Here is a 21,362-nt window from a genome sequence, read left to right on the forward strand (position 1 = left end):
CACCGACAATCCGCGTGCCCGCCACACCGGCCGCTCAGCGATCGATCCACTCGTCCTCGAGTGCCGAGTGCACGATCGAGTCGCGCCACCCGTGCGGCGTGTGCACGTGGTGCCGGATCCGGCCCTCCTCCACCATCCCCGCCGTCAGCATCGCCAGCTGCGCGGGCAGGTTGGCCGGCGCCCGGGCACCCCAGATCCGGTGCAGCCCGAGCTCCTTGAACCCGAACGACAGCAGCAGCCGCACAAGATCCGTGCCGACCCCGCGGCCCCACACGTCGGGGTGGAGCCCGAAGCCGATCTCCGCGCTGTGCGGGTGCTCGGACTCGATGCTCAGGCGGGCCACCCCGATCAGGTCGCGGCGCTCGGCGTCGACCACGGCCATCACGTAGAGCAGCCGCGGCTGCGCGCAGACCGCCGCCATGGCCTCGTCCACCAGGTCCGCGACCTCGCCCAAGGTGCGCGGCGCGAACGGCATGTGCTGCGTCACGGTGGGATCGCCGTAGATGGCGTGCAGCGCGGGCACGTCGGCCTCGGTCACGTCACGGAGGCCGAGTCGTTCCCTGTTCCACACCACCTGGCGCATGCGCAGACGGTAACGCGAGTTCCGTGATCTTTACAAGCCCTTGTCAAGTCGCGAGTTGACTGCCGTAAGCTCGCGCGACAAGTTCGGCGACCGCGCTGTGCGAGCCGAGCGGCTCCGCATGCCCGGCGTTGATCTCCGCGGCGGCCCGCTCGACGATCCCCGGGGGCGCCTCGTGGCCGATCATGCAGGGGGCGATCGCCAGCCGCTCGGCGCCGGCCGCGCGCAGGCGCTGGGCGGCGACGCTCACGCCCGGTTCGCTGTCGAGCGCGGCGGCCACGACCGGGAGCGTGAGCCGGGAGGCCAGCAGCACCGCGGTGGCCTGCACGGCGCGCACCGCGCGCTCGCCGCCGACGGTGCCGAGGATGACGGCGTCCACGGGGCTGGAGACGTTCAGCAGGCGGACGCGGTCGGCCCGGGCCAGGCCGCGTTCGGCGAGCCGGATGTGCAGCGCCTCGGCCAGCAGCGGGTGCGGCCCGAGCGCGTCGGACACCGCGGCTCCGGAGCCGCCGGCCGCCACGGCCTTGCCGATCTCCGCCATGACGACGGGGTCTTCCCAGGTGAGCAGGGGCACGATGACCACGTCGCGGCCGGTGGGGAGGGAGTCCGCCAGGTCGGCGACGCTCGACAGCCGGACCTCGATCTGCGGGTTGTCCACGCGTACCACGGCCGCGATCTCTTCCGCCACGCCGGCGGTGTCACCGGGGGTGGCGAGCACGAGCACAGGAGCGTCCGGCGGCAGGGACGTGGGCACGGGCCGGCGGTGGCGACCGCCGCCCGGCCGAGGGGAACGTTCACGTACAGGCAGGCTCACAGGCGGGCAGTTTATGCCCATTCGATGGGTGTTGTTCCGTGAATAGATGGCGATTCCGTCACAACCCTGACCCTGTGCTCGAGATCACATCGTGATCCCTCGGAACGTTGACTTATCCATACAAAACGGAAAGCTTGGAGCAACTAGAAACGCGTTCTAGAGCGATGTCCCACAACCGTCCCCCGGAGGATGGGTCATGAAGCCGTTCTATGTCCGCGAGCTGGGCGTTTACCCGGTCGGTCGCCGCCGGATCTTCCTGCTGGCGATCGCGGTCCTGGCGAGTCTGGTGGCCAACTTCGAGACCACGATCGCCACCATTCTGCCCCTCCTCATGGAGGACCTGGGCATGTCGCTCACCGTCTACGGGCAGATCGCCGCGCTGTCGGTGCTCGTGGGCGGGCTTTCGGCCGGTTTCGGGGGCATCCTGTCCGACCGGTGGGGGCGGGTCACGATCCTGGTGCCCACCCTGACCGTCACGGCCGCCTGCAACTTCCTGCTCGCCACGGTGGACTCCGTGGCCGGCCTGTTCTGGATCCGCTGCCTGATGTTGTTCATCGAGGGCGCGGGGATCACGATCACCGCCTCGCTCGTCCGGGACTTCTCGCCGCGGCTGGGCCGGGCGCAGGCGTTCGCGTTCTGGACGTGGGGTCCCGTCGGGGCGTCGTTTCTGGCCTCGTTCATCGCGGGGTTCACGCTGCCGTTGTTCGGCAACGCGTGGCAGTCGCAGGCGATCATCATGGGCGTCGTGTCGCTGGGCATGTGCGGCGTCATCATCTGGAAGATCGCCGAGCCGTCGGCGGCGCTGCGGGCCGCGGTGCTCGAGTCCGAGATGGCCGTGCAGGCCGAGGGGCGGACCCAGCACGGCCGGGTGCGTGAGCTGTTCCGGCATCCGCACCTGTGGGCCCACGTCCTGGGCAACACCGGCTGGCAGGTCCTCTACTGGACGTTCGCGATCTTCGGCCAGACCATACTGACGGGCGCGTTCGGCATGGACCCGGCGGCGGCCAACCGGGTGGTGGCGCTGGGTATCGTGCTCAACGCCGTGGCCGTGGTCATCGTGGGCCGGGTCTCGGACCGCATCCAGTTGCGTAAGCCGTTCACCGCCGTGGGCACCCTGCTGACCGTGGCGATGCTCGTGTACTTCATCACCCTGATCGGCCCGGGCGTCCCGGCGGCGCAGGTGACCGTCGTGTACGCGCTGCTCTACCTGTTCATGGGCGTCGCGTACGTGCCGTGGATGGCCAACTTCTCCGAGAACGCCGAGGACGTCGAATCCCGGCTGCAGGGCTCGGCGCTCGGCATCTGGGGCATGGTCGTCCGCGTCATGATCGTGGTGCTGCTGGTGGTCTCGCCCCTGGTGGTGGAGACCGGCGGCTGGCAGACGTGGCTCGGTGTGGCGCTCGCCGGACAGGTCGTGTTCCTGGTCTCGATGGCGGCCTTCAAGGGCAGATGGCGTACGGCGCTCAGCGTGCCGGCAGCACAACCGGCCGCGGATTCCCCGGGGCCTACACCGTGATGCCCTGCGGCGGCGACCTCACGTAACCGCGCCCTTCCGCGCGGGCGGCGGTGGCAGCCGCCGCCCGCCTTCGCGGCAATCCAGGAGGTGCTTCAGGCGAACGGCCCGACCTGGCCAGGGATCCCGGGGCGCGGCGCGGGCTCCATCTCGGCGGCGAGGTCGAGGTCGCGGGTCTCCGGCGCGATGGCCAGGCCCAAGGTGGTGACGGCCAGGGCGATGACCACGTAGATCGACACCGCGACCGTGGTCTGGTACGTCTGGAACAGCTGGAGCGCGATGATCGGCGCCAGCGCGCCGCCCACGATGCCGGCCACCTGATAACCCATGGAGGCCCCGCTGTAACGCAGCCGGGTGCTGAACAGCTCGGCGATGAACGCGGCCTGCGGCCCGTACATCGCGGCGTGCGTGATCAGCGCGACCACGGCGGCCAGCGCGATCAGCGGGAACGACTTCGTTTCCAGCAGCGGGAAGAACGCGAACACCCACACCGCCGCGCCCACGACGCCCGCGAAGTAGACCGGCCGCCGCCCCACCCGGTCCGACAGCGCCCCGAACAGCGGGATCAGCGCCAGCTGCAGCGCCGAGCCGATGAGAACCGCGTTCAGCGCGTACGAGCGCGGCAGGTCCAGCTGACCGGTGATGTAGACGATGATGTACGCGGTGAAGGTGTAGAACGCCACGTCCACCCCGATCCGCGCGGTGAAGGCGGACAGCAGCGCGCGCGGGTGCGTCCGCAGCACCTCCACCAGCGGCATCTTCGCCTTGGCGCCCTGCTGCTCGACCTCGGCGAACAACGGCGACTCGGTGATCTTCAGCCGCACCCACAGGCCCACGAACACCAGTGCGCCTGACAGCAGGAACGGCACCCGCCAGCCCCACGACAGGAACGCCGCGTCCGACTGGACGAACGACAGCAGCGTGAGCAGTCCGGTCGCCAGCACGTACCCGGCCGGCACGCCGACCTGCGGCCAGCTGGCGTTGAACCCGCGCCGCCGCCCGTCGCCGTGCTCCAGCGACATGATCACCGCGCCGCCCCACTCGCCGCCGAGTCCGAGTCCCTGAACGAAGCGCAGGAGCGCCAGCAGGATCGGCGCGATCACGCCCACGCTCGCGTAGCCGGGCAGCACGCCGATGAGGAACGTGGAGACGCCCATCACCAGCAGCGTCACCACCAGCACGGTCTTGCGGCCCACCCGGTCGCCGAAGTGGCCGAACACCACGCCGCCCAGCGGCCGGGCGACGAACGCCACGGCGTTGGTGGTCAGCGACGCCAGCGTCGCGTTGAACGGGTCGAGCTCGGGAAAGAACAACTTGGGGAAGACCAGCGTCGCGGCCGTGGTGTAGAGGAAGAAGTCGTACCACTCCAGCGACGTGCCGATCAGGCTGGCGAGGATCACCCGCCGGGTCTGTTGCGCGGAGCTTGACATCGATTGCTCCTAAGTTGTCGAGGGGGAGATAGTTTCAACATAAGAATCGTTGAACAATTCGACAAGAGGTTTGCTCCATGATTCCCTGTTAAATGTGGATGACGTCGTCGCTGATCTCTCCCAGGACCGGCCCCGGCTGGGACGCAGCAGCACGGCCGAGCGGGTGGCCGACATCCTGCGCGACCGCATCAGCGAGGGTTTCTTCCGCCCCGGCCAGCGGTTGTCGGAGGAGGCCATCTCCGAAGGGCTCGGCGTGTCACGCAACACGCTGCGGGAGGCGTTCCGGCTGCTCGGGCACGAGCGGCTGCTCGACCACAAGCTCAACAGGGGCGTGTTCGTGCGCCTGCCGTCCGTCGAGGACGTGCTCGACCTCTACCGGGTGCGCCGCGTGCTGGAGGGCGCGGCGGTGCGCCGTCCGGCGCCGCCGCGGGCGCTGACCGTGGTCAGAGAGGCCATGCGGGACGCCGAGCGGGCCGCCGCCAAGGATGACTGGCTGGGGGTCGGCACCGCCAACATCCGCTTCCACCAGGCGCTCGTGTCGCTCAACGACAGCCCGAGGATCGATGAGCTCATGCGCCAGCTGCTGGCCGAGCTGCGCCTGGTCTTCCACGTGATGGAGAACCCGCGGGCCTTCCACGAGCCGTTCGTCGACCGCAACCGCACGCTGCTCGAGCTGATCGAGGCCGGCAAGCCGGAGGAGGCCGCGGCCTATCTGGACGACTATCTGGACCACGCGCAAGAGCTGCTCGTCCACGCCTACGAGCCGAACCGCTAACGTTTCCGCATGGACCGGATCTTCACCGTCGACGAGGCCCGCGCCCTGCTGCCCGGTGTGATCGAGGACGCCCGCGTGGTGATCGCCGCCCGCGCCGACCTCGCCGAGATCACCTTCGACCGGCAGGCCAGAGGCGGCTCCGAGCTCGGCGGCATTCCCGAGATGAAGGCGCTCGAGGCCCGCATCGAGGAGATCCTCAGCGGGTGGACCGGCTTGGGGATCGAGGTCAAGGGCATCGCGCCGGTGCTGGTCGACTTCCCCGCGGTGCTCGATGAGGTGTCGGTGCGCCTGTGCTGGATCGAGGGGGAGCGGGAGCTCGCCTGGTACCACCGTACGGACCTGGGCTTCGCCGGCCGCCGTCCGCTCCCTTAGCGTTCACGCTGGACGAGGACGCGGTCGGCGCGGTGGCCGCGCGGGCCGGCGGCATCGATGTCTCGTTCAACGCCGACCGGTTCGAGCCCGGCCCGCGATGCGATCATCCGCGCCGACGGCCCCGGGGGTCACTTCTTCGCCTGGCCGGGCGGGATGTCCGGCTCCTGGCCGGCCCGGACGTCCGTCCCGGCCAGGTCCCCTTCTGCGCCGCCGGCCCGTCCCGGCGGTTCCCCGGTCGGTCCAGGAGGTGTGGGCCGGGCATCGGCAGGTGTGGCAGAGGGCTTTCCGGGCGGGCTGGGCGGGGTCTTGGCAGGTGTCGGTCCCCTGGCCGGCGTCGCCTTGGCCGGCGCGACCGTCTTGCCGGGCCGCGTAGCAACAGATTCGCCGGGGTGCGCAGCGGTCTTGCTCCCCCGCGCGGTCGCGCCGACCGCCACCGGCGCCCCCCGACCTGGCGTCGGTCGAACCGTGCCCGTGGGAACGCCGCCCGGCGGCGTACGCCCGCGACCGTCGGCAGGCGTCGCGCCGCTGACAGGCAGAGCGGTGGGCGCGGCGGTGTCCGGCGTGGGGAGGACCGGCGACGCCGCGGGGCGGGCGCTGAGCGCGGCCGGCGGCGGAGCCGTCGTGTACCCCTCGGGCACCGGCACGCGGTCCAGCGTGGGCGAGCTCCCGGGAATCCCCGCCAGCACGGCGGCCATGGCCAGATGGAGCAGCCCGGCGAACACTGTGGAGATCCGCACCGCACGCGCCCGCCGCGAGCCCCGCTCACCGGGCGCGTCCTGGGACCACCCGGGCTCCGGGGCCACGTCCAGGCCCGCGGTGGTCACGATCGGTGAGCCCATGCCGACGCCATGCCGAATCCTCCGCTCGGGAACGATCAACCTTCTGATCTAGACATGGATGAGGGCGACGGTCAAGAGGCCCGCGAGCGCGCGTTCGACGGACAGCTGTGGCCGATCCGTGACGAACCGGCCACGGCACGTGCGGGTCTAAACGGGTGAACGAAAGGATCACAGCCATGAGGCATCCCTCAGCGACCGCCGCGCTCCTGGCGGCGGCCGTCCTCGGCGGGCTGGGACTCGTACCCGGCGCCGCCCACGCGCGGACCGCGCCCCCGGTGGCCCGCGCCGCCTGGGTCAAGTCCTGCTACGACAAGAAGGAGGGCGACTCCTTCCCCTGCGGCCACTGGCGGCTGCTGTGGCGCGACGGCAAGCAGACGACCGTCCGCGACGCCGCCATCACCACGATCGACGCTGCGGGCGAGGACGTCCGCGAGTCCGGCACGTTCGCGATCAGCGGGGACGGGCGGGTGCTCGCCTACGAACGCGCCGGCGACCACCGCCTGGTCGTCCGCGCGGCCGCCGGCGGCCCGGCGACGGTGCTGCCCAAGTCGGCGGTGCCCAAGGGCGTCGGCACCGACGAGATCGGCGTCGAGTTGTCACCCGCGGGGGACAAGGTGCTGATCGACTATCTGGACGATCCCACCCATCTGCCCACCAAGGTCATCACGGTCGCCACCGGCAAGATCACCACGCTGCCCGCCGCGGACATGATTCTCGGCTTCAGCGGCGACGGCGACGAGGTGCTGGCCACCCGCCTCCAGCGCGACAACACCACGGCCATGTACGCCTACCGCCTCGACGGCGGCGCCCCGATCACGAGCACGCCTCCCCAGGTGGTCGCGAACGCCCTCGCGCACGCGCTGGCCCCTGACGGCAAGACCGTGGCGACGTTCACGACGGGTGACACGCACACCAAGCGGCCGCCCAGGGTGCGGATCTACGACCTGGAGACCGGGGATCTCTCGGCCGCCGCCGACCTGCCCGTCCGTCCCGGCGCGCTGCCGTACGGTCCGTGGTGGAGCGCGGACGGGCGGCTCAACGTGGTCGTGCAGAGTGGCGAGGACGGGCAACCGGCGGTGATACGGGTGCTCACCGTCGACCCGCAGTCCCGGGAGGCCACGCAGGCCGACACGTACACGATCAGCAAGACCAGGCACGCCTACTTCGCCGCGGGGGAGTGACCCACATGAGAACCAAGATCTTCGCGACGCTCGCCATCACGCTCGCCGCCCTGGCGGCGGCCCCGGCGGTGGCGCACGCCGATCCGCACCACGACAGCATCAGGTACGCCTCCATCAAGAGCTGCGCGGACAAGGACGAGCAGCCCCGGCCGTGTGGCGGCTGGCGGCTCGTCATGCACAGCGGCGAGCAGATGACGCTGCGCGACGCGCAAGGGGTCGCCCTCGACGCCAAGGGCAGGCCCACCCGCGACTTCCCGGCTCCCATCGCGGTCAGCGGGAACGGGCAGCGGGTCGCGTACTTCACCAAGACCGGCAGGCTCGCCTTGCGGACGCTTGGCGGCGGCGTCACACTGCTGCCCAAGGACGCGCTGCCGCGGGTCGGCCAGAACGAGATGACGCTGGTGCTCTCCGACGACGGCGGCCGGCTGGCCGCCGTCTTCAGCAACAAGCCCCGCGCCACCCTCGTCTTCGACACCGCCACCGGCGACCGGCTCGGCACTCTGCCGTCCGACCTGGGCCTGCAGGGCTTCAGCGCCGACGGCGACGAGCTCCTCGCCACCTTCGAGGACGACGAATCCGTCACCGACCTGATCGTCTACAGCGACGCGGGCGAGCGGCTGCATCGCGCCACGCCGCCGCAGGTCGTCGCGGCGAACGGGCCGCAGGCGCTGGCCGCCGACGGGCGTACCGTGGCGAACCTCGTGCAGGGGGACAAGCCGGAGCTGGTGCTGTACGACCTGGAGTCCGACCAGGTCACCGATCGCAAGAAGATCAAGCTGCCGGTCGGCGACCTCGACATGATCGACTGGACGGGGGACACCCAGGTGACCCTCCACCTGACCCGCCACCTGTCGAACTCCACCAAGGTGACGATCGTCCAGATCGACACCCGGACCGGCGCGGCCACGATCAGGGACCGCTACACGGTGCTGAAGGACACCTTCGTGTTCGCGGCGTGCGGCGGCTGACCCACGCGCCGACCGGCTCCTCGCTCACCTGAAGCCGGCGGCCACGCCGTTCACGCCGAGCTGGTGATGACCGCGAAACGGGCGCCGTGCGGGTCGGTCAGGAACGCCATGCGCCCGACGTCCTCCACGCTCATCGACGGAGCCCGCACCGTGCCGCCGAGCTGCTGCGCCATGGCCACCGTGGCGTCGCAGTCCGGCACCTCGAAGTAGGGCAGCCAGTGCGGGTTGTCGCCCGGCTCCAGCTGGGCGAGCCCGGCCATGGACGTCTCCTCGCCGCCCCCGGCGGGGGAGATCACGGGGTAGGACAGGTCGCCCATCGGCATATCGCGGATGGACCAGCCGAAGACGGCCTGGTAGAAGGAGCGCGCGGCGGCGAGGTCGGGAACGTAGAGCTCCACCCAGGCGAGCGAACCCGGCTCCGTGACCATCCCGAGCCCCTTGGTCTCGCCCGGCTGCCACACGGCGAACCTGGCCCCCGCCGGATCCGCGAACACGGCCATCCGGCCCTGCCCCTCGATGTCGCGCGGCGGCGCGACCACCGTGCCGCCCGCCTGCTCGATCGTCTTGGCGGCGGTGTCGGCGTCGGGGGTCCGGAAGTACGTCAGCCAGGCCGCAGCCGGGTTGTCCTCGGTGGCGTGGCTGATCCCGGCGACCGTCCTGCCGTCGACCTGGCAGAGGCGGTAGTCCCTGTGCTCGGGCCCGAGCGTGATCGTCTGCCAGCCGAACAGCCCGGTGTAGAAGGCCGCGCAACGGTCGACGTCGGAGCTGTTGACGTCGATCCAGCAGGGGGTGCCCGGCAGGTAGTGGGTAGTGAGCATGGCGTTGGTCCTTCGCGTGACGAAGCGGTGGGTGGCCTCCTCACCTCACGGCGCGGTCTGAGGGCGACGCCACTCGTGTCCGGCGCCTGCCAGCCTGGCACGACGCGCCGGCGAAAGCGACCTTCTCATACTATCGAATATGTGTTTGAACCATGGCCTACACTCGGCACTATGACAGCCGCGTTCCAAGCATCTCTGCTGGGTCTGGACGAAGAGCTCGGCGTCGGGCCGCTCGGCGCCGCCGTCCGCAGGACGCAGCTCGCCCACGGCGCCTGGATCGATCTGCGGCCGGGCTGGCTGTCGGGTGCCGACACGTTGTTCGAGCGGCTCGCCGAGGTGGTGCCGTGGCGGGCCGAGCGGCGGCGGATGTACGACCGGGTGGTGGACGTGCCCCGGCTGCTGAAGTTCTACGACGAGGACGAGACCCTGCCGGACCCGGTGCTCGACGACGCCCGGCGCGCGTTGAACGCGCATTACGGCGAGGAGCTCGGGGAGCCGTTCCGCACGGCCGGGCTCTGCTTCTACCGGGACGGCCGTGACAGCGTGGCCTGGCACGGGGACACCATCGGCCGGGGGAGCACCGAGGACACGATGGTGGCGATCGTCTCGGTCGGCTGCCCCAGGCCCCTCCTGCTCCGTCCGCGTGGCGGCGGCCCCTCGATCCGGCGTGACCTCGGCCACGGGGATCTGATCGTGATGGGCGGCAGCTGCCAACGCACGTGGGAGCACGCCATCCCGAAGACGACCCGCCCCACGGGGCCGCGCATCAGCATCCAGTTCCGTCCCCGCGGCGTCCGCTGACCTCCGCGGGCGCCGCCCGCGGCACCGCGCCCGCGCAGGCTCGGCGGGCGGGCTACTGCAGGGTCAGCTCGGCGACGCGGCCCTGTTCGCCCGACGCCCAGCAAGCCCCGTCCCGCGCGCACGACACCGTGTCGAACGACCCACCGTCGAAGGTCTCCCAGCTTCGCCCGCCCGAATACGTCACATCACTGCCGGACGGACCCACCGCGACAGCGGCAAACGGCGGGTACGGCAGCCACGTCACCCCCGACCGGTACGCCGGGGGCGGCGCGGCGGCGGGCTGCCAGGTGGCGCCGCCGTCCCTGGTCACCGCTCCCGCGCTGGGTGACTGCTGGTCCGGCCGGAAGTCGCCGCCGACCGCGATGCCGCGGTGCCGGTCCCGGAAGGCCAGCGCGAACACGCCCCGCGCGGGGTCTCCGGCGGGGATCGGCGTGTCGGCGACCGTCCACGTACGTCCTCGATCTCCCGAGTGGAACACCCGCGCCCGCTCGGCCCCGCCGCCGGCCAGCCACACGTCCCGGCCGCCGGCCGTGACCAGGCACTGCCCGCTGGCCGCGAACCCGGCCTCGCCCGGCAGCGCCTCCGGCATGCCGTCAGAAGGCAGCACCCGCCAGCTCCGCCCGCCGTCCTCCGTGGCCAGGATCCGGAACCTGCCGTCCACGGGGTCGCTCATGGCCAGCCCGTGCCGGGGATCGAAGAACGCCAGGCAGTCGTAGAACGCCCGAGGCTCGTCGTTCCTGAACGTCTCCGTCCAGGTCTGTCCGCCGTCCTCCGTACGGTAGACCCGCGAGTCCGTGCCCTCGCCGATGGACAGCGCCACGGCCCGGCGCGCGTCGAACGCCTCGATATCGCGGAACTGCAGGGCGGCGGTGTCGGGCGGCGACACGTTCTGCCACGTCCGGCCGCCGTCCACGGTCCTCAGCACCGTGCCGCCCGAGCCGGAGGCCCAGACCACGTCGCGGCTGACGGGCGACAGGCCGCGCAGGCGCGCGGTCACCCCGGTCTCCTTGAGCTCCCAGCCGAGCCGTGGCGGGCCGGCCTGGGCGGGGATCGGGGCCGCCGCCGCGAGGACGAGGGTCGCTGACAGCGCGCTCAACGCGATTCGAAGCCTCATGTCGGGCAAACTAAACCAAAAGATCAACACCGTCCATGGGGCTGATGGATCCAGTTGGCTGATCTACCACGCCTCGTGCCACGCGGCCGGCCGCCCGGCGCCGGACGGCCGGCTCGCCGGGCGTCAGGCGGACTGGCGGCTCGCGCCCCAGGTCAGCAACTCCTCGGCCGTGGCGAAGCGGCGGCTGGAGTCGGACTCCCCGAGCAGCACGCCCACCAGGCGCCGCCCGTCCTGCTCACTCGCGAACGCCAGGCAGAACCCGGCCGCCCGGGTGAACCCGGTCTTCAGCCCGATCGCGTCCGGCGTCGTCCGCAGGAGCCGGTTGGTGTTGCGCCAGCTGTAGGAGCGGTGCTCATCGGTGGCGTCGAGCGAGTGGTACCGGGTGCCGGCCGTTTCCCTGATCATGGGGAGCTCCAGCGCCTTGGCGGCCAGCAGGGCCTGGTCGCGCGCGGTGGAGTAGCCGTCGCCGCCCGGCATGGGGAGGCCGTCGGCGTTGACGTACCGGGTGTCGGTCATGCCGAGCTCGCGGGCGGTCGCGTTCATCTTGGCGACGAAGCCGCCGACGCCGGGGCCGTAGGTGCGGGCCAGGGCGTGCGCGGCGTCGGCTCCGGAGGGCAGCATCACGCCGTACAGGAGCTCGTCCACCGTGAGGCGGTCGCCGGCGCGCAGGTCCGCGGTGGTGCCGCCGCCGTCCTCGGCGTAGGCGACGTCGGCGGGAGCGATCTCGACCACGTCCGTCGGCTTGGCGGTCTTCAGCACGACATAGGCCGTCATCGTCTTGGTAAGGCTGGCGATCGGCATGCGCTCGGCGCTGTTGTCCTCGAACAACACCTCGCCGGATGAGGCGTCGAGCAGGTAGGCGGCGCGGCCGTGCACCGTGGGAGCGTCGATGGCGGTGACGGGAAGGAGCGGCGACGCGCTCGCGTGTGCGGGCGCGGCGAGCCCTGTGACCAGGGCAAAAATGCCTGCCAAGGCAGCCAGGATGGCTTTCTGGGTACGCATTGACCTAGACTGCACCGCTCTTGAGGGTGCTTTTGCCGATATAAGCGAAATTAAGGGATAAAACGCCCAAGAAGGCCGATAGCGCCGCGGATTCCGATGGGTAGATCTTTTGGGAAATGTCTAAAGAACCCGGGCTCTACCTGCTGCCGCTCCAGAAACTGTCCGTCACGCGCTCGCCCTGCATCAGCTCAGAGAACAAATCCTCCCACAAAGGCATCACGAGTTCCGGCGCGTACGCCCGAGACGTTTTCGCCGCCTCTTTCCCCATCCGCACCCGCAGCTGACGATCCGCGACGACTCGCTTCAGTGCCCCGGCCAGCGCGTCCACGTCCCGGGGCGGCACCAGCACCCCGTCCACGCCGTCGCTCAGCACGTCCCGCGGCCCGGTCGGGCAGTCGAACGCCACCACCGGCAGCGCGTGCGTCATGGCCTCGATCATCACCATGGGCAGTCCCTCGAACCGCGAGCTCAGCGCGTATACGGAGGCCTCGGTCAGCTCCCGTTCCAGCCGGTCGGTACGCCCGGGCAGCGCCACGTGCTCGCGCAGCCCGTACTGCTCGACGAGCCCGCTCAGCTGGCTCTTGCGCGGCCCGGTGCCGAAGATGCGCAGCCGCCAGTCCGGATGCTCGGCCACCACTTGGGCGAAGGCCGCTATGAGCAGGTCGAACCCCTTCTGCGGCACCAGCCGGCCGGCCGCGACCACGACGGGATTGGCCTGACGGGAACGTGTCTGATCGACCCTGTGCACGGCGTTCGGGATCTGCACGATCGGCGTCGCGGGGAGCAGCCGCTGGTATTCGAGCCGGTTCGTCCCCGTCAGCACGGTGATCGCGTCGAGCCGCCCGTAGTGGCGGGCGATCTCCCTGCGGATGGTGTCGGGGTAGGCCGACAGGTTCATGTGCTCCTGGGCGACCCTGATGACGCTCTTGGGGGTACGGCGGGCGGAGATCAGGTTCAGCGCCGGCCGGGTGGTGACCAGGATGCCGTCGCGCAGCTTGGCGCAGTAGTCCATGGCCGCCCATTCCACCCGCTCGGTGAAGTAGTCGGCCGCGAACTCGCCCCGTGGCACGACCTTGCCGCGTACCCGGCGCCAGGCCCTGCGCCCGATGGAGTCGGGCCGGCGCCCGCCACGCTGGTCCACCAGCGTGGTGATCGTGATCCGCGGGTCCAGGGCGAACCGCGGCCTGTCGCGCCGGCGTACCACGCTGACCAGCTCCACCTCGTGTCCCGCCGCGGCCATCGCGTTCGCTTGGTTGACGATCGTGCGAATGGTGCCGCCCATGCCGTACGCGTGCAGCATGAGATAGCGGATCTTCACGAGATGTACCCCCAGGTACGGGAAATCGGCTTGAGCGCGTCCGGGATCTCGTGCTCGGCGGGCAGTTCGCGGGCGGGCTGCACGGTGCCGGATCGGATCTTGTCGCGCCAGTCGCCGAGCCCTTTCTGGATCACGCTCTGCTTGCCGTAGGAGAGCATCTCCGGCTCCCACTCCAGGCCCAGGAACGCGCAGATCTCCCGGGTGACGCGCTCCGGCTCGGCGCTGAGCTCCTCGTACTTGACCGTCAGGCCGGGCAGTGCCTTCCTGGCCCGCTGCACGGCCTTCATGTACCGCAGCGCGTCCAGCGCCGCCTCGTCGGGAGTGCGCTTGTCGGGGCTGGCCTCGTGCCAGGACGTGGCGATCGAGGCGGGGTGGCGCAGCAGGAAGATGAAGCGGGCGTCAGGCCAGCACGTCGCGATGCGCTGGTAGACGAAGGCATTCGCGGGTGTCTTGTCCACGACGTGCTGTTTGCCGCTGCGGACCAGCTCCCGGTGCAGGACGCGGTCCCACAGCAGATGCTCCAGATCGGCCTGGTTGTGGCCGAGCGCCGCCATCGCCTTCGACGCCAGGCTCGTCTCGAAACTCACCTTCAGGCGTCGTACGTGCAACTCATGAGGAGCGTGCAGCGCCGAGTGGGCGTTCAGTATCGACCGCAGGAGCGTCGAGCCGGACCGCACGGGGGACAGGAGGAACACGGGGGCTTCGAGCAGCCGGTCGGTCAGCGGATCCGCGGGCGGTCGGACGTCGGGAACGGGAGGGGCCGACGGCTCTTTCCCGGCCCGTTCGATCTGGAATCCGGTGAACCTGACCAGCGCTTTGTTCACCTTGCGCTGCCAGTTCATGCCGAGCGAGACTACCGTCACTTCCTGGCAATTGCCTGGCAAGAATTCAGTTCCGCGGTCAGCGCGGTGGTCTTACCTCGCCTCTCGGCCACGGACTTGGACGCCCCCTGTTGTGTCACGCCCAGCTTGGGGGCCAGTTCGCCCACGGTGGGGCCGGTGTCACCTCCAGCAGCACCCCAACGTGGACCTCGCCGTCCGCTACCACGAGGCGGTGTCCCGGGGAGAGAGCGCCCACCTCTTCTTCCACCCGGACGCCGTGCACCACGAGCTGCCCAACGCGCTGTTCCCCGACGGCGTGGTCCGCGACCTGCCCGCCGGCCGTACGTTGCGCGCGCACGCCGCCGCGTCACGGTGTCGCCGTTCCTCGCGCGCCGGTGGGTTGATGTCCGCCACCTGCACGGTCGCGCGCGGCGACGCGCCGGCCCAGGTGGAGCTGCTCGAGGAACGTCCCACCCCGGAGCGCGGGCCCGGACGGGACGTTGCTCAACGGCGTGCGCCCACCGCGGCGAGATCGCTGACGGACGTCACTGCCCGGCCAGGCCGGTGTGCGCGACGCCGCGGACGATCTGCCGCTGGAACAGCACGAACACCACGAGCAGCGGCAGCCCGGCCAGCACGACGGACGCCATGATCTGCGCGTACCGCAGGCCGAAGGTGCCCTGCACGACGTTCGCCAGCCCCACCGGCAGCGTCATCGTGTTCGGGTCGGTGGAGACCAGGAACGGCCACAGGAAGTTGTTCCACGTGGTGATGAACGTGAAGATCGACACCGCGGCCAGCACGGGCCGCGACAGCGGCAGCACGATCGTGAAGAACACCCGCCAGCGCCCCGCCCCGTCCACGAACGCGGCCTGCTCCAGCTCTGGCGGCACGTCCTGGAAGAACTTGTACAGGACGTACACGATCAGCGGCGCGGCCACCTGCGGCAGGATGATCGCCCACCAGGTGTCGACCAGCCCGAGCGCGACCATCTCCGCGAACAACGGCGCGATCAGCACCTGCGGCGGCACCATGATCCCGGCCAGGATGACCGCCAGCAGCACCCGCTGGCCGCGGAACTGCGTCCGCGCGAACCCGTAGGCCGCCATCGCGGAGAACAACACGGTCAGGAACGTGGTGATCACGGCCGTGACCGTGGAGTTGATCGCCCACTTGACGATGCCGCCGGTGCCCAGGACCAGCTGGTAGGAGTCCAGGGTGATCGCGCTGCCGATCCACTCCAGTGGGATCTTCGTGGTCTCGGACTCGGGCTTGAGCGAGACGGCGACGGCCCAGGCGATGGGCGCCAGCCAGATGATCGCCAGCGCCAGCGCCACCACCAGCAGGATGAGCTGGCTGATGCTGAACCGCTTGGTCATGACGAGCCCTCCGCGCGCTTGCGGAACAGCCGCAGCTGTGCCAGGGAGACGATGACGATGATGGCGAACAGGATGTACGACACGGCCGAGGCGTAACCGATGCGGTAACCGGTGAAGCCCATGTCGTAGGCGTACTCGATGATCGGCCTGGTGGAGTCCTCGGGCCCGCCGCCGGTCATGAGGTAGATCTGGTCGAAGACCTTCAACGAGGCCAGCAGCTGCAGCACGATGATCAACGCGGTCGTGCGGCCGAGCAGCGGCAGCGTGATGGAGCGCATCTTGTCCCAGGCGGAGGCGCCGTCGATGGCGGCGGCCTCGTACAGGTGCTGGGGGATGGACTGCAGGGCGGCCAGGTAGAGCAGGAAGTTGAAGCCGACCGTCCACCAGACCGTGGTCAGCACCACCGAGAACATGGCGGTCGACGGGTCGGTCAGCCAGGTGAACTCGGTGCCGAGCGTGCCGTTGATCAGGCCGTAGTCGGGCGGATAGATCATCTGCAGCCAGAGGATCGACACCACGGCCGACGGCAGCAGGAACGGCCCGAAGAACGACAGCCGCCAGAGCCACTGCACGAAACGCAGATGGTGCACCAGCAACGCGAACCCGAGACCGAGCAGGACCAGCGGGACCGTGCTCAGCACGGTGAAGACCACCGTGTTCCAGAGCGAGCGCCACATGCGCGGGTCGGCGAACGCCTCGGCGTAGTTGTCGAACCCGACGAGGTTGTCGTTGGTGCCGGCGATGTTGACGCTCGACATGCTCATCCGCAGGCCCTGCACGGTCGGCCAGACCAGGAAGGCCACGTAGATGAGCAGGAAGGGCGCGACGAACAGCAACCCGTGCTGGGTCCAGCTGCGCCGGACCTTGGCCTCGGTGGCGGCAGGGGTGGCGGCGGCGGGGGCGGCGACGGTGGTGGTCATCATCGCTCCTGGTCGGGGAAGGGGTTCGGGGCCGACAGGAGCCGGTTCAGCGAGGCCTTGGCCGCGGCCAGGCCATCTTCCGGCGTGCGTTCACCGCCGATCACCGGGGAGAACGCCTCCCCGAACTCGATCCACATCCGCGACGCCGACCCGGTGAACCACACCTGGGGATCGAGCGCGACCTCGGTGATGACGGAGCGGTACTCCGACTGGGGCTGCAGCGCGAGGTAGTCGGGCTCCTCCAGAGCGGGCAGGTACGCGGGCACGTGCCCGGCGACCGCCCAGTCGGCGCTGTTCTTGACGAGGTAGGCGATGAAGCGGTAGGTGGCCCGCTCGACCTCGGGATCGCGGAAGCGCTGGTGCGGCAGGACGAACGCGTGGCAGTCGGCCTGCGCCGCGCCCGTGCCGAAGACGCTCGGGAAGCGGGTCATGCTGAACGGCGTCTTGCGTTCCTTGAGCCCGGTGGTCTCCCAGTCGCCGTTCCACAGGAAGGCCGACTGGCCGTTGGTGAAGCTGGCCACGGAGGCGCCGTAGTCGGTGCGCGGGTCGCACAGCCCTTCCTGGCCGAGCTGCGCCATGAGCCGCAGCGCCTGCAGCGCCTTCTGGTCGTCGATGGTGATCGTGACGCCGTCGTCCGCCAGCAGGGTGCCGCCGCTCTGCGCATAGAGCGAATACCACACCCGCCAGGGACCCACGGTGCCCAGGCCGAGCGCGTCGAAGACCAGCGGCGGTTTGCCGCCCAGCGCCTCCTTGGCCTTGCGGAGCATGGCCAGCAGCTCGTCCTGGTTGCGGGTGGGCAGGAGCTTGCCGTCCGAGCCGAGCAGTCCCGCCTTGCCGCAGATGTCGGTGTTGTAGTACAGCACCATCGGGTGGGCGTCGAGCGGGATCGCATACAGCACACCGTCGAGGTGGGCGCGTTCCCAGATGGGCGGGCTGAAGTCGGCGGCGCGCAGGCCGGCCTCCTCCAGCAGTTTCACGTTGATGGGGTCGAGGATGGCGCCGGCGCCGATCCCGGCCAGCCGGGCCAGGTGGAAGGTGGCCAGGTCGGGCGACCGCCCGCCGGAACCGGCCATGGCGATCTTGGTGTAATAGGGCTCGCCCCAGGCGAGCACGTTCTCTTCGACGAAGATGTTCGGGTTGTCCTTGGCGAACGCCGTGACCATCTGGTTCATGATGATGCCGTCGCTCGCACCGAGGAAGTGCCAGTACTGGACGTGGGTCTGAGCGGAGCCGAGCCCTACCGGGATGGCGCATCCGGCGGCCGCGGCGCCGGCCAGCGCCAAGCTGCCGCCGAGGAGGCTCCGGCGGGTGACTTTGGGGGGATCTTGCACGGTTGCCTCGATGTTTCGTCGGGGTTAACCGGAGTGTTAGCGGTAACAAGAAGGATGTCAAGGCTTTGATCGCAACCCGTTTTCGTGATCGCACGACCTTGACCAGCCGTGCTGATAACGCTAACAATTCTGAGCGAAGTAACGCCCGCGAAACAGGAGCCACCTTCGTGCATCAGGCCCAGCTCACGATCGATCCCGCGTTCAAGGTCGCTCCGGTCCGCCGGCGTACGTTCGGCACGTTCGTCGAGCACCTCGGGCGCTGCGTCTACACCGGCATCTACGAGCCGGGGCACCCGACGGCCGACGAGGACGGCTTCCGCCGCGACGTGCTGGACCTGACCAGGGAGCTGGGCGTCTCCACGGTCCGCTACCCGGGCGGCAACTTCGTCTCCGGCTACCGGTGGGAGGACGGCATCGGGCCGAAGGAGCAGCGTCCGCGCCGGCTCGACCTGGCCTGGCACAGCACCGAGACGAACGAGGTCGGCGTCGATGAGTTCGCGCGCTGGTGCCGCAAGGCCGGCGTCGAGCCGATGATGGCGATCAACCTCGGCACCCGCGGCATCGAGGCGGCGCTCGACCTGCTGGAATACTGCAACCACCCGTCCGGCACCGCGCTGTCCGACCTGCGTGCCGCCAACGGTGCCAAGGAGCCGCACGGCATCAGGATGTGGTGCCTGGGCAACGAGATGGACGGCCCCTGGCAGACCGGGCACAAGACGGCCCGCGAGTACGGCAGGCTCGCCGCCGAGACCGCCCGCGCCATGCGCATGGTGGAGCGGGACCTGGAGCTGGTGGCCTGCGGCAGCTCCAGCTCATCCATGCCGACCTTCGGCGCCTGGGAGGCCGAGGTGCTGGAGGAGACCTACGACCTGGTGGACTACATCTCCTGCCACGCCTACTACGAGGAGAAGGACGGCGACCTCGGCAGCTTCCTGGCCTGCTCGACCAACATGGAGTACTTCATCCGCTCGGTCGTGGCCACCGCCGACCACGTCGGCGCGAAACTAAAGTCCCGCAAGAAGATCAACATTTCGTTCGACGAGTGGAACGTCTGGTACCTGTCGCGCTTCCAGAACGCCGAGCCCCCCGCCGACTGGCCGGTCGCGCCGCCGCTGCTGGAGGACCACTACCACCTGGCCGACGCGGTCGCGTTCGGCGGCCTGCTCATCACGCTGCTGCGTAACAGCGACCGGGTGACCGCCGCCTCGCTGGCGCAACTGGTGAACGTGATCGCGCCGATCATGACCGAGCCCGGCGGGCGGGCGTGGAAGCAGACCACGTTCCACCCGTTCGCGCAGGCGTCCAGGCTCGCGGCGGGCGACGTGCTGCGGATCGAGCCGGTGTCGCCGACGTACGAGACGGCCGAGTTCGGCGAGGTGCCGCTGCTGCACGCCGTGGCCACGCACTCCGCCGAGGGCACGACGGTGTTCGCGGTCAACCGCTCCACCGACGGGCCGCTGTCCCTGGAGATCGACGCGCGGGCCCTCGGCGGCAAACGGATCATCGAGGCCACCACGCTGACGGACGCCGACGTCTACGCCCGCAACACGGCCGACGACCCGGACCGCGTCGCGCCCCGGCCGAACCCGGACGTCGAGCACGACCCGATGCGCGTCCTGCTGCCCCCGGTCTCCTGGAACGTGATCAGGATCGGCTAGCGGTGCTCTCGCGGACGATGAGCTCGGGCTCCACCAGCCGGCGGGCGTCGGGCTCGGCGCCCGCCATCCGGTCCAGCAACATGTGGAAGGCGTGCCGGCCGACCTCCTGGAAGTCCTGCCGCACGGTCGTCAGCGGCGGCCAGAAGTAAGCGGCCTCGGGGATGTCGTCGAACCCGGCAACGCTCACGTCCTCGGGGACGCGCCGCCCCGCCTCCCGCAACGCGCGCAGCACGCCGAGCGCCATCTGGTCGTTGGCCACGAACACGGCGGTGACCTCGGCGTTCCGGACGAGGTCGCGGCCGAGTTGGTAGCCGGAGCGCGCACTCCAGTCGCCGCGCAGGATCTCGGGCACCGGCCGGTCTGCGGCTTCCAGCACGCCGCGCCAGCCCGCGATGCGGTCGTTGGCGTCGAGCCAGTCGGCCGGTCCCGCCACGTGCCAGACCGTCTCGTGGCCGAGGCTGAGCAGGTGCCTGGTCACGCGGGCGGCGCCGGCCCTCTGGTCCACCTTGGCGACCGGTACGGGGATGTCGTCGCCCGCGTCCACCGCGACCACCGGCATCTCGGGCGGCAGGTGGCGCAGGCCGTCGGCCGCCGACTCGTGCGGCGCCACGATGATGACGCCGTCGACCGCCTGGGCGCGCAGCCGCTGCACGCCTTCCTCCATCGACCTGCGGTTGAGCGAGCTCAGGCTGGCGATGCTGACGTTGTAGCCGGCGTGCCTGGCGGCCTGCTCGATGCAGTAGAGCGTCGAGGCGGGGCCGTAGAGCGTGGTGTCGATGCTGACCACGCCGAGCACGCCGGAGCGGCCGGTGACGAGCTGGCGGGCGGCCTGGTTGGGCCGGTAGTCGAGCTCCTTGACGGCGGCCAGCACGCGGGCCCGCGTCTCGGCCCTGACCCGTTCGGGCGCGTTGAGCACGCGCGAGACGGTCATCGTGGAAACGCCGGCGAGAACGGCCACGTCCACCAGCACCGCAGGCCTGCCGTCCCTGGATTTCACCGCGGCTCACCCCCTTGGCGGTAACGCTAACAGGCCGAAGGGGCGAGCGCGCGATCATATTTGCCCGTGGACTGCCGCCGAGCTCATACCGGTCGCGGACGGCAGCACGCTGCACGTCTGGAACGGCAAGGGGGGCAACAGCTTCGGCGGCGCCGTCGCGCTCGGGCCCGGCTGGGGGCCGTATGCCGGCACGTTGACGTCGGTGGGTGACGTGAACGGGGACGGTCGGGACGATATCGCCGCGGTCGGCAACGGGACGCTGTACGTCTGGAACGGCAACGGCAGCAACGGCTTCGGCAACGCGGTGGAGATCGGGCCTGGCTGGGGGTCGTTCAGTAAGCCGGTCGGTGGTGACTTCGACGGTGACGGCATCGGTGACCTGGCGGCTGTCAAGGACGGCAGCACGCTGCACATCTGGAACGGCAAGGGTGCCAACAACTTCTCCGCTGCGATCGCGATCGGCCCCGGGTGGGCGCCGTACGCGAGCTCGCTGATGTCGCTGGGCGATGTCAACCGCGACGGTCACGGCGACATCGCCGCCGTCAACAACGGCACTCTCTACCTCTGGAACGGCAAGGGGAGCAACGGCTTCGGCAACGCCATCGAGATCGGCCCTGGCTGGGCCCCGTACGTCTGACATCTCCCCACCCAAGGACCCCGGGAGCGATCCCGGGGTCCTTCCTTTTCGCCGACATACCGGCGACATACCGGCGATCTCTAGAGTCGCCCCC

General features: G+C 70.3%; 22 protein-coding genes. 8 read left to right on the forward strand and 14 right to left on the reverse strand.

Features of this window, described 5'->3' with window-relative positions; translation table 11 throughout:
- Nucleotides 1–34 precede the first annotated feature (34 nt).
- Both Q9G87_RS49000 and Q9G87_RS49005 read right to left on the reverse strand, forming a co-directional pair.
- Entirely contained in the window at nt 35–583 is a 549-nt protein-coding gene (locus tag Q9G87_RS49000) for a GNAT family N-acetyltransferase (RefSeq protein ID WP_305923550.1), read from the reverse strand.
- A 43-nt stretch (nt 584–626) separates the two neighbouring features.
- Entirely contained in the window at nt 627–1,334 is a 708-nt protein-coding gene (locus Q9G87_RS49005; RefSeq protein ID WP_305923551.1) for a sirohydrochlorin chelatase, read from the reverse strand.
- A gap of 256 nt (nt 1,335–1,590) precedes the next feature.
- On the opposite strand from Q9G87_RS49005, the gene Q9G87_RS49010 reads away from it, so the two are divergent.
- Nucleotides 1,591–2,910 (forward strand): MFS transporter, encoded by a 1,320-nt coding sequence (locus tag Q9G87_RS49010; protein ID WP_305923552.1) that lies wholly within the window; start codon nt 1,591–1,593, stop codon nt 2,908–2,910.
- Between the two features lie 92 nt (nt 2,911–3,002).
- On the opposite strand, the gene Q9G87_RS49015 is transcribed toward Q9G87_RS49010, so the two are convergent.
- On the reverse strand, nt 3,003–4,337 hold the full coding sequence (locus tag Q9G87_RS49015) for an MFS transporter (RefSeq protein ID WP_305923553.1): 1,335 nt from the start codon (nt 4,335–4,337) through the stop codon (nt 3,003–3,005).
- 94 nt (nt 4,338–4,431) lie between these two features.
- On the opposite strand from Q9G87_RS49015, the gene Q9G87_RS49020 reads away from it, so the two are divergent.
- Together Q9G87_RS49020 and Q9G87_RS49025 are read left to right on the forward strand one after the other, a co-directional pair.
- On the forward strand, nt 4,432–5,112 hold the full coding sequence (locus Q9G87_RS49020; protein WP_305923554.1) for a GntR family transcriptional regulator: 681 nt from the start codon (nt 4,432–4,434) through the stop codon (nt 5,110–5,112).
- Between the two features lie 9 nt (nt 5,113–5,121).
- A complete protein-coding gene (locus Q9G87_RS49025; RefSeq protein ID WP_305923555.1) occupies nt 5,122–5,484 on the forward strand; it encodes a DUF2203 domain-containing protein in 363 nt (120 codons plus the stop codon).
- A 128-nt stretch (nt 5,485–5,612) separates the two neighbouring features.
- Here Q9G87_RS49025 and Q9G87_RS49030 read toward each other — a convergent pair whose 3' ends face one another.
- Complete coding sequence (locus tag Q9G87_RS49030; RefSeq protein ID WP_305923556.1) at nt 5,613–6,323, reverse strand: hypothetical protein; 711 nt, start codon at nt 6,321–6,323, stop codon at nt 5,613–5,615.
- Nucleotides 6,324–6,499: 176 nt separating this feature from the next.
- Here Q9G87_RS49030 and Q9G87_RS49035 point away from each other — a divergent pair, with 176 nt between their 5' ends.
- A complete protein-coding gene (locus Q9G87_RS49035; protein ID WP_305923557.1) occupies nt 6,500–7,504 on the forward strand; it encodes a TolB family protein in 1,005 nt (334 codons plus the stop codon).
- A gap of 5 nt (nt 7,505–7,509) precedes the next feature.
- Nucleotides 7,510–8,472 carry a hypothetical protein gene (locus tag Q9G87_RS49040; RefSeq protein ID WP_305923558.1) on the forward strand — a complete coding sequence of 321 codons (963 nt, stop codon included), beginning with the start codon at nt 7,510–7,512 and terminating at the stop codon, nt 8,470–8,472.
- Between the two features lie 50 nt (nt 8,473–8,522).
- Here the strand turns inward: Q9G87_RS49040 and Q9G87_RS49045 are convergent, their stop codons facing one another.
- Complete coding sequence (locus tag Q9G87_RS49045; protein ID WP_305923559.1) at nt 8,523–9,290, reverse strand: VOC family protein; 768 nt, start codon at nt 9,288–9,290, stop codon at nt 8,523–8,525.
- A gap of 171 nt (nt 9,291–9,461) precedes the next feature.
- On the opposite strand from Q9G87_RS49045, the gene Q9G87_RS49050 reads away from it, so the two are divergent.
- Nucleotides 9,462–10,091, forward strand: a complete 630-nt coding sequence (locus tag Q9G87_RS49050) for an alpha-ketoglutarate-dependent dioxygenase AlkB (protein ID WP_305923560.1) — start codon at nt 9,462–9,464, stop codon at nt 10,089–10,091.
- A 52-nt stretch (nt 10,092–10,143) separates the two neighbouring features.
- Here the strand turns inward: Q9G87_RS49050 and Q9G87_RS49055 are convergent, their stop codons facing one another.
- From Q9G87_RS49055 to Q9G87_RS49090, 8 genes are all read right to left on the reverse strand, one after another.
- A complete protein-coding gene (locus tag Q9G87_RS49055) occupies nt 10,144–11,205 on the reverse strand; it encodes a WD40/YVTN/BNR-like repeat-containing protein (RefSeq protein ID WP_305923561.1) in 1,062 nt (353 codons plus the stop codon).
- Between the two features lie 123 nt (nt 11,206–11,328).
- Entirely contained in the window at nt 11,329–12,177 is an 849-nt protein-coding gene (locus Q9G87_RS49060) for a D-alanyl-D-alanine carboxypeptidase family protein (protein ID WP_305923562.1), read from the reverse strand.
- Nucleotides 12,178–12,343: 166 nt separating this feature from the next.
- Nucleotides 12,344–13,525: a glycosyltransferase family 4 protein gene (locus tag Q9G87_RS49065; RefSeq protein WP_305923563.1), complete on the reverse strand. Its 1,182-nt coding sequence runs from the start codon at nt 13,523–13,525 to the stop codon at nt 12,344–12,346.
- Nucleotides 13,522–14,367, reverse strand: a complete 846-nt coding sequence (locus Q9G87_RS49070) for a sulfotransferase family protein (protein ID WP_305923564.1) — start codon at nt 14,365–14,367, stop codon at nt 13,522–13,524. Before Q9G87_RS49070 ends, Q9G87_RS49065 begins: the two co-directional genes overlap by 4 nt.
- Nucleotides 14,368–14,482: 115 nt before the next feature.
- Nucleotides 14,483–14,704: a hypothetical protein gene (locus Q9G87_RS49075; protein ID WP_305923565.1), complete on the reverse strand. Its 222-nt coding sequence runs from the start codon at nt 14,702–14,704 to the stop codon at nt 14,483–14,485.
- 187 nt (nt 14,705–14,891) lie between these two features.
- Complete coding sequence (locus tag Q9G87_RS49080) at nt 14,892–15,725, reverse strand: carbohydrate ABC transporter permease (RefSeq protein ID WP_305923566.1); 834 nt, start codon at nt 15,723–15,725, stop codon at nt 14,892–14,894.
- Nucleotides 15,722–16,645, reverse strand: a complete 924-nt coding sequence (locus Q9G87_RS49085) for a carbohydrate ABC transporter permease (protein ID WP_371825941.1) — start codon at nt 16,643–16,645, stop codon at nt 15,722–15,724. Before Q9G87_RS49085 ends, Q9G87_RS49080 begins: the two co-directional genes overlap by 4 nt.
- Nucleotides 16,645–17,976 carry an extracellular solute-binding protein gene (locus Q9G87_RS49090; protein ID WP_305923568.1) on the reverse strand — a complete coding sequence of 444 codons (1,332 nt, stop codon included), beginning with the start codon at nt 17,974–17,976 and terminating at the stop codon, nt 16,645–16,647. Before Q9G87_RS49090 ends, Q9G87_RS49085 begins: the two co-directional genes overlap by 1 nt.
- Before the next feature lie 167 nt (nt 17,977–18,143).
- Between Q9G87_RS49090 and arfA the strand changes: the two genes are divergently transcribed.
- A complete protein-coding gene (arfA, locus tag Q9G87_RS49095; protein WP_305923569.1) occupies nt 18,144–19,634 on the forward strand; it encodes an arabinosylfuranosidase ArfA in 1,491 nt (496 codons plus the stop codon).
- Here the strand turns inward: arfA and Q9G87_RS49100 are convergent.
- Nucleotides 19,621–20,631, reverse strand: coding sequence for a LacI family DNA-binding transcriptional regulator (locus Q9G87_RS49100; RefSeq protein ID WP_305923570.1), 1,011 nt, complete (start codon nt 20,629–20,631; stop codon nt 19,621–19,623). The two genes, arfA and Q9G87_RS49100, sit on opposite strands and share 14 nt — an antisense overlap.
- A 211-nt stretch (nt 20,632–20,842) precedes the next feature.
- Between Q9G87_RS49100 and Q9G87_RS61005 the strand changes: the two genes are divergently transcribed.
- Complete coding sequence (locus tag Q9G87_RS61005; RefSeq protein ID WP_371825937.1) at nt 20,843–21,268, forward strand: FG-GAP-like repeat-containing protein; 426 nt, start codon at nt 20,843–20,845, stop codon at nt 21,266–21,268.
- Nucleotides 21,269–21,362: the final 94 nt, after the last annotated feature.

The sequence above is a fragment of the Nonomuraea turcica genome, assembly GCF_030718205.1.
In the GTDB taxonomy this organism is placed as follows: Bacteria; Actinomycetota; Actinomycetes; order Streptosporangiales; family Streptosporangiaceae; genus Nonomuraea.

Bases quoted from the DNA above. Each gene is read 5' to 3' on its own strand.
- Q9G87_RS49055 (WP_305923561.1), bottom strand. From the start codon at position 11,205: ATGAGGCTTCGAATCGCGTTGAGCGCGCTGTCAGCGACCCTCGTCCTC.
- Q9G87_RS49000 (WP_305923550.1), bottom strand. From the start codon at position 583: ATGCGCCAGGTGGTGTGGAACAGGGAACGACTCGGCCTCCGTGACGTG.
- Q9G87_RS49080 (WP_305923566.1), bottom strand. From the start codon at position 15,725: ATGACCAAGCGGTTCAGCATCAGCCAGCTCATCCTGCTGGTGGTGGCG.
- Q9G87_RS49010 (WP_305923552.1), top strand. From the start codon at position 1,591: ATGAAGCCGTTCTATGTCCGCGAGCTGGGCGTTTACCCGGTCGGTCGC.
- Q9G87_RS49085 (WP_371825941.1), bottom strand. From the start codon at position 16,645: ATGACCACCACCGTCGCCGCCCCCGCCGCCGCCACCCCTGCCGCCACC.
- Q9G87_RS49050 (WP_305923560.1), top strand. From the start codon at position 9,462: ATGACAGCCGCGTTCCAAGCATCTCTGCTGGGTCTGGACGAAGAGCTC.
- Q9G87_RS49035 (WP_305923557.1), top strand. From the start codon at position 6,500: ATGAGGCATCCCTCAGCGACCGCCGCGCTCCTGGCGGCGGCCGTCCTC.
- Q9G87_RS49040 (WP_305923558.1), top strand. From the start codon at position 7,510: ATGAGAACCAAGATCTTCGCGACGCTCGCCATCACGCTCGCCGCCCTG.
- Q9G87_RS49015 (WP_305923553.1), bottom strand. From the start codon at position 4,337: ATGTCAAGCTCCGCGCAACAGACCCGGCGGGTGATCCTCGCCAGCCTG.
- Q9G87_RS49025 (WP_305923555.1), top strand. From the start codon at position 5,122: ATGGACCGGATCTTCACCGTCGACGAGGCCCGCGCCCTGCTGCCCGGT.
- Q9G87_RS49070 (WP_305923564.1), bottom strand. From the start codon at position 14,367: ATGAACTGGCAGCGCAAGGTGAACAAAGCGCTGGTCAGGTTCACCGGA.
- Q9G87_RS49045 (WP_305923559.1), bottom strand. From the start codon at position 9,290: ATGCTCACTACCCACTACCTGCCGGGCACCCCCTGCTGGATCGACGTC.
- Q9G87_RS49030 (WP_305923556.1), bottom strand. From the start codon at position 6,323: ATGGGCTCACCGATCGTGACCACCGCGGGCCTGGACGTGGCCCCGGAG.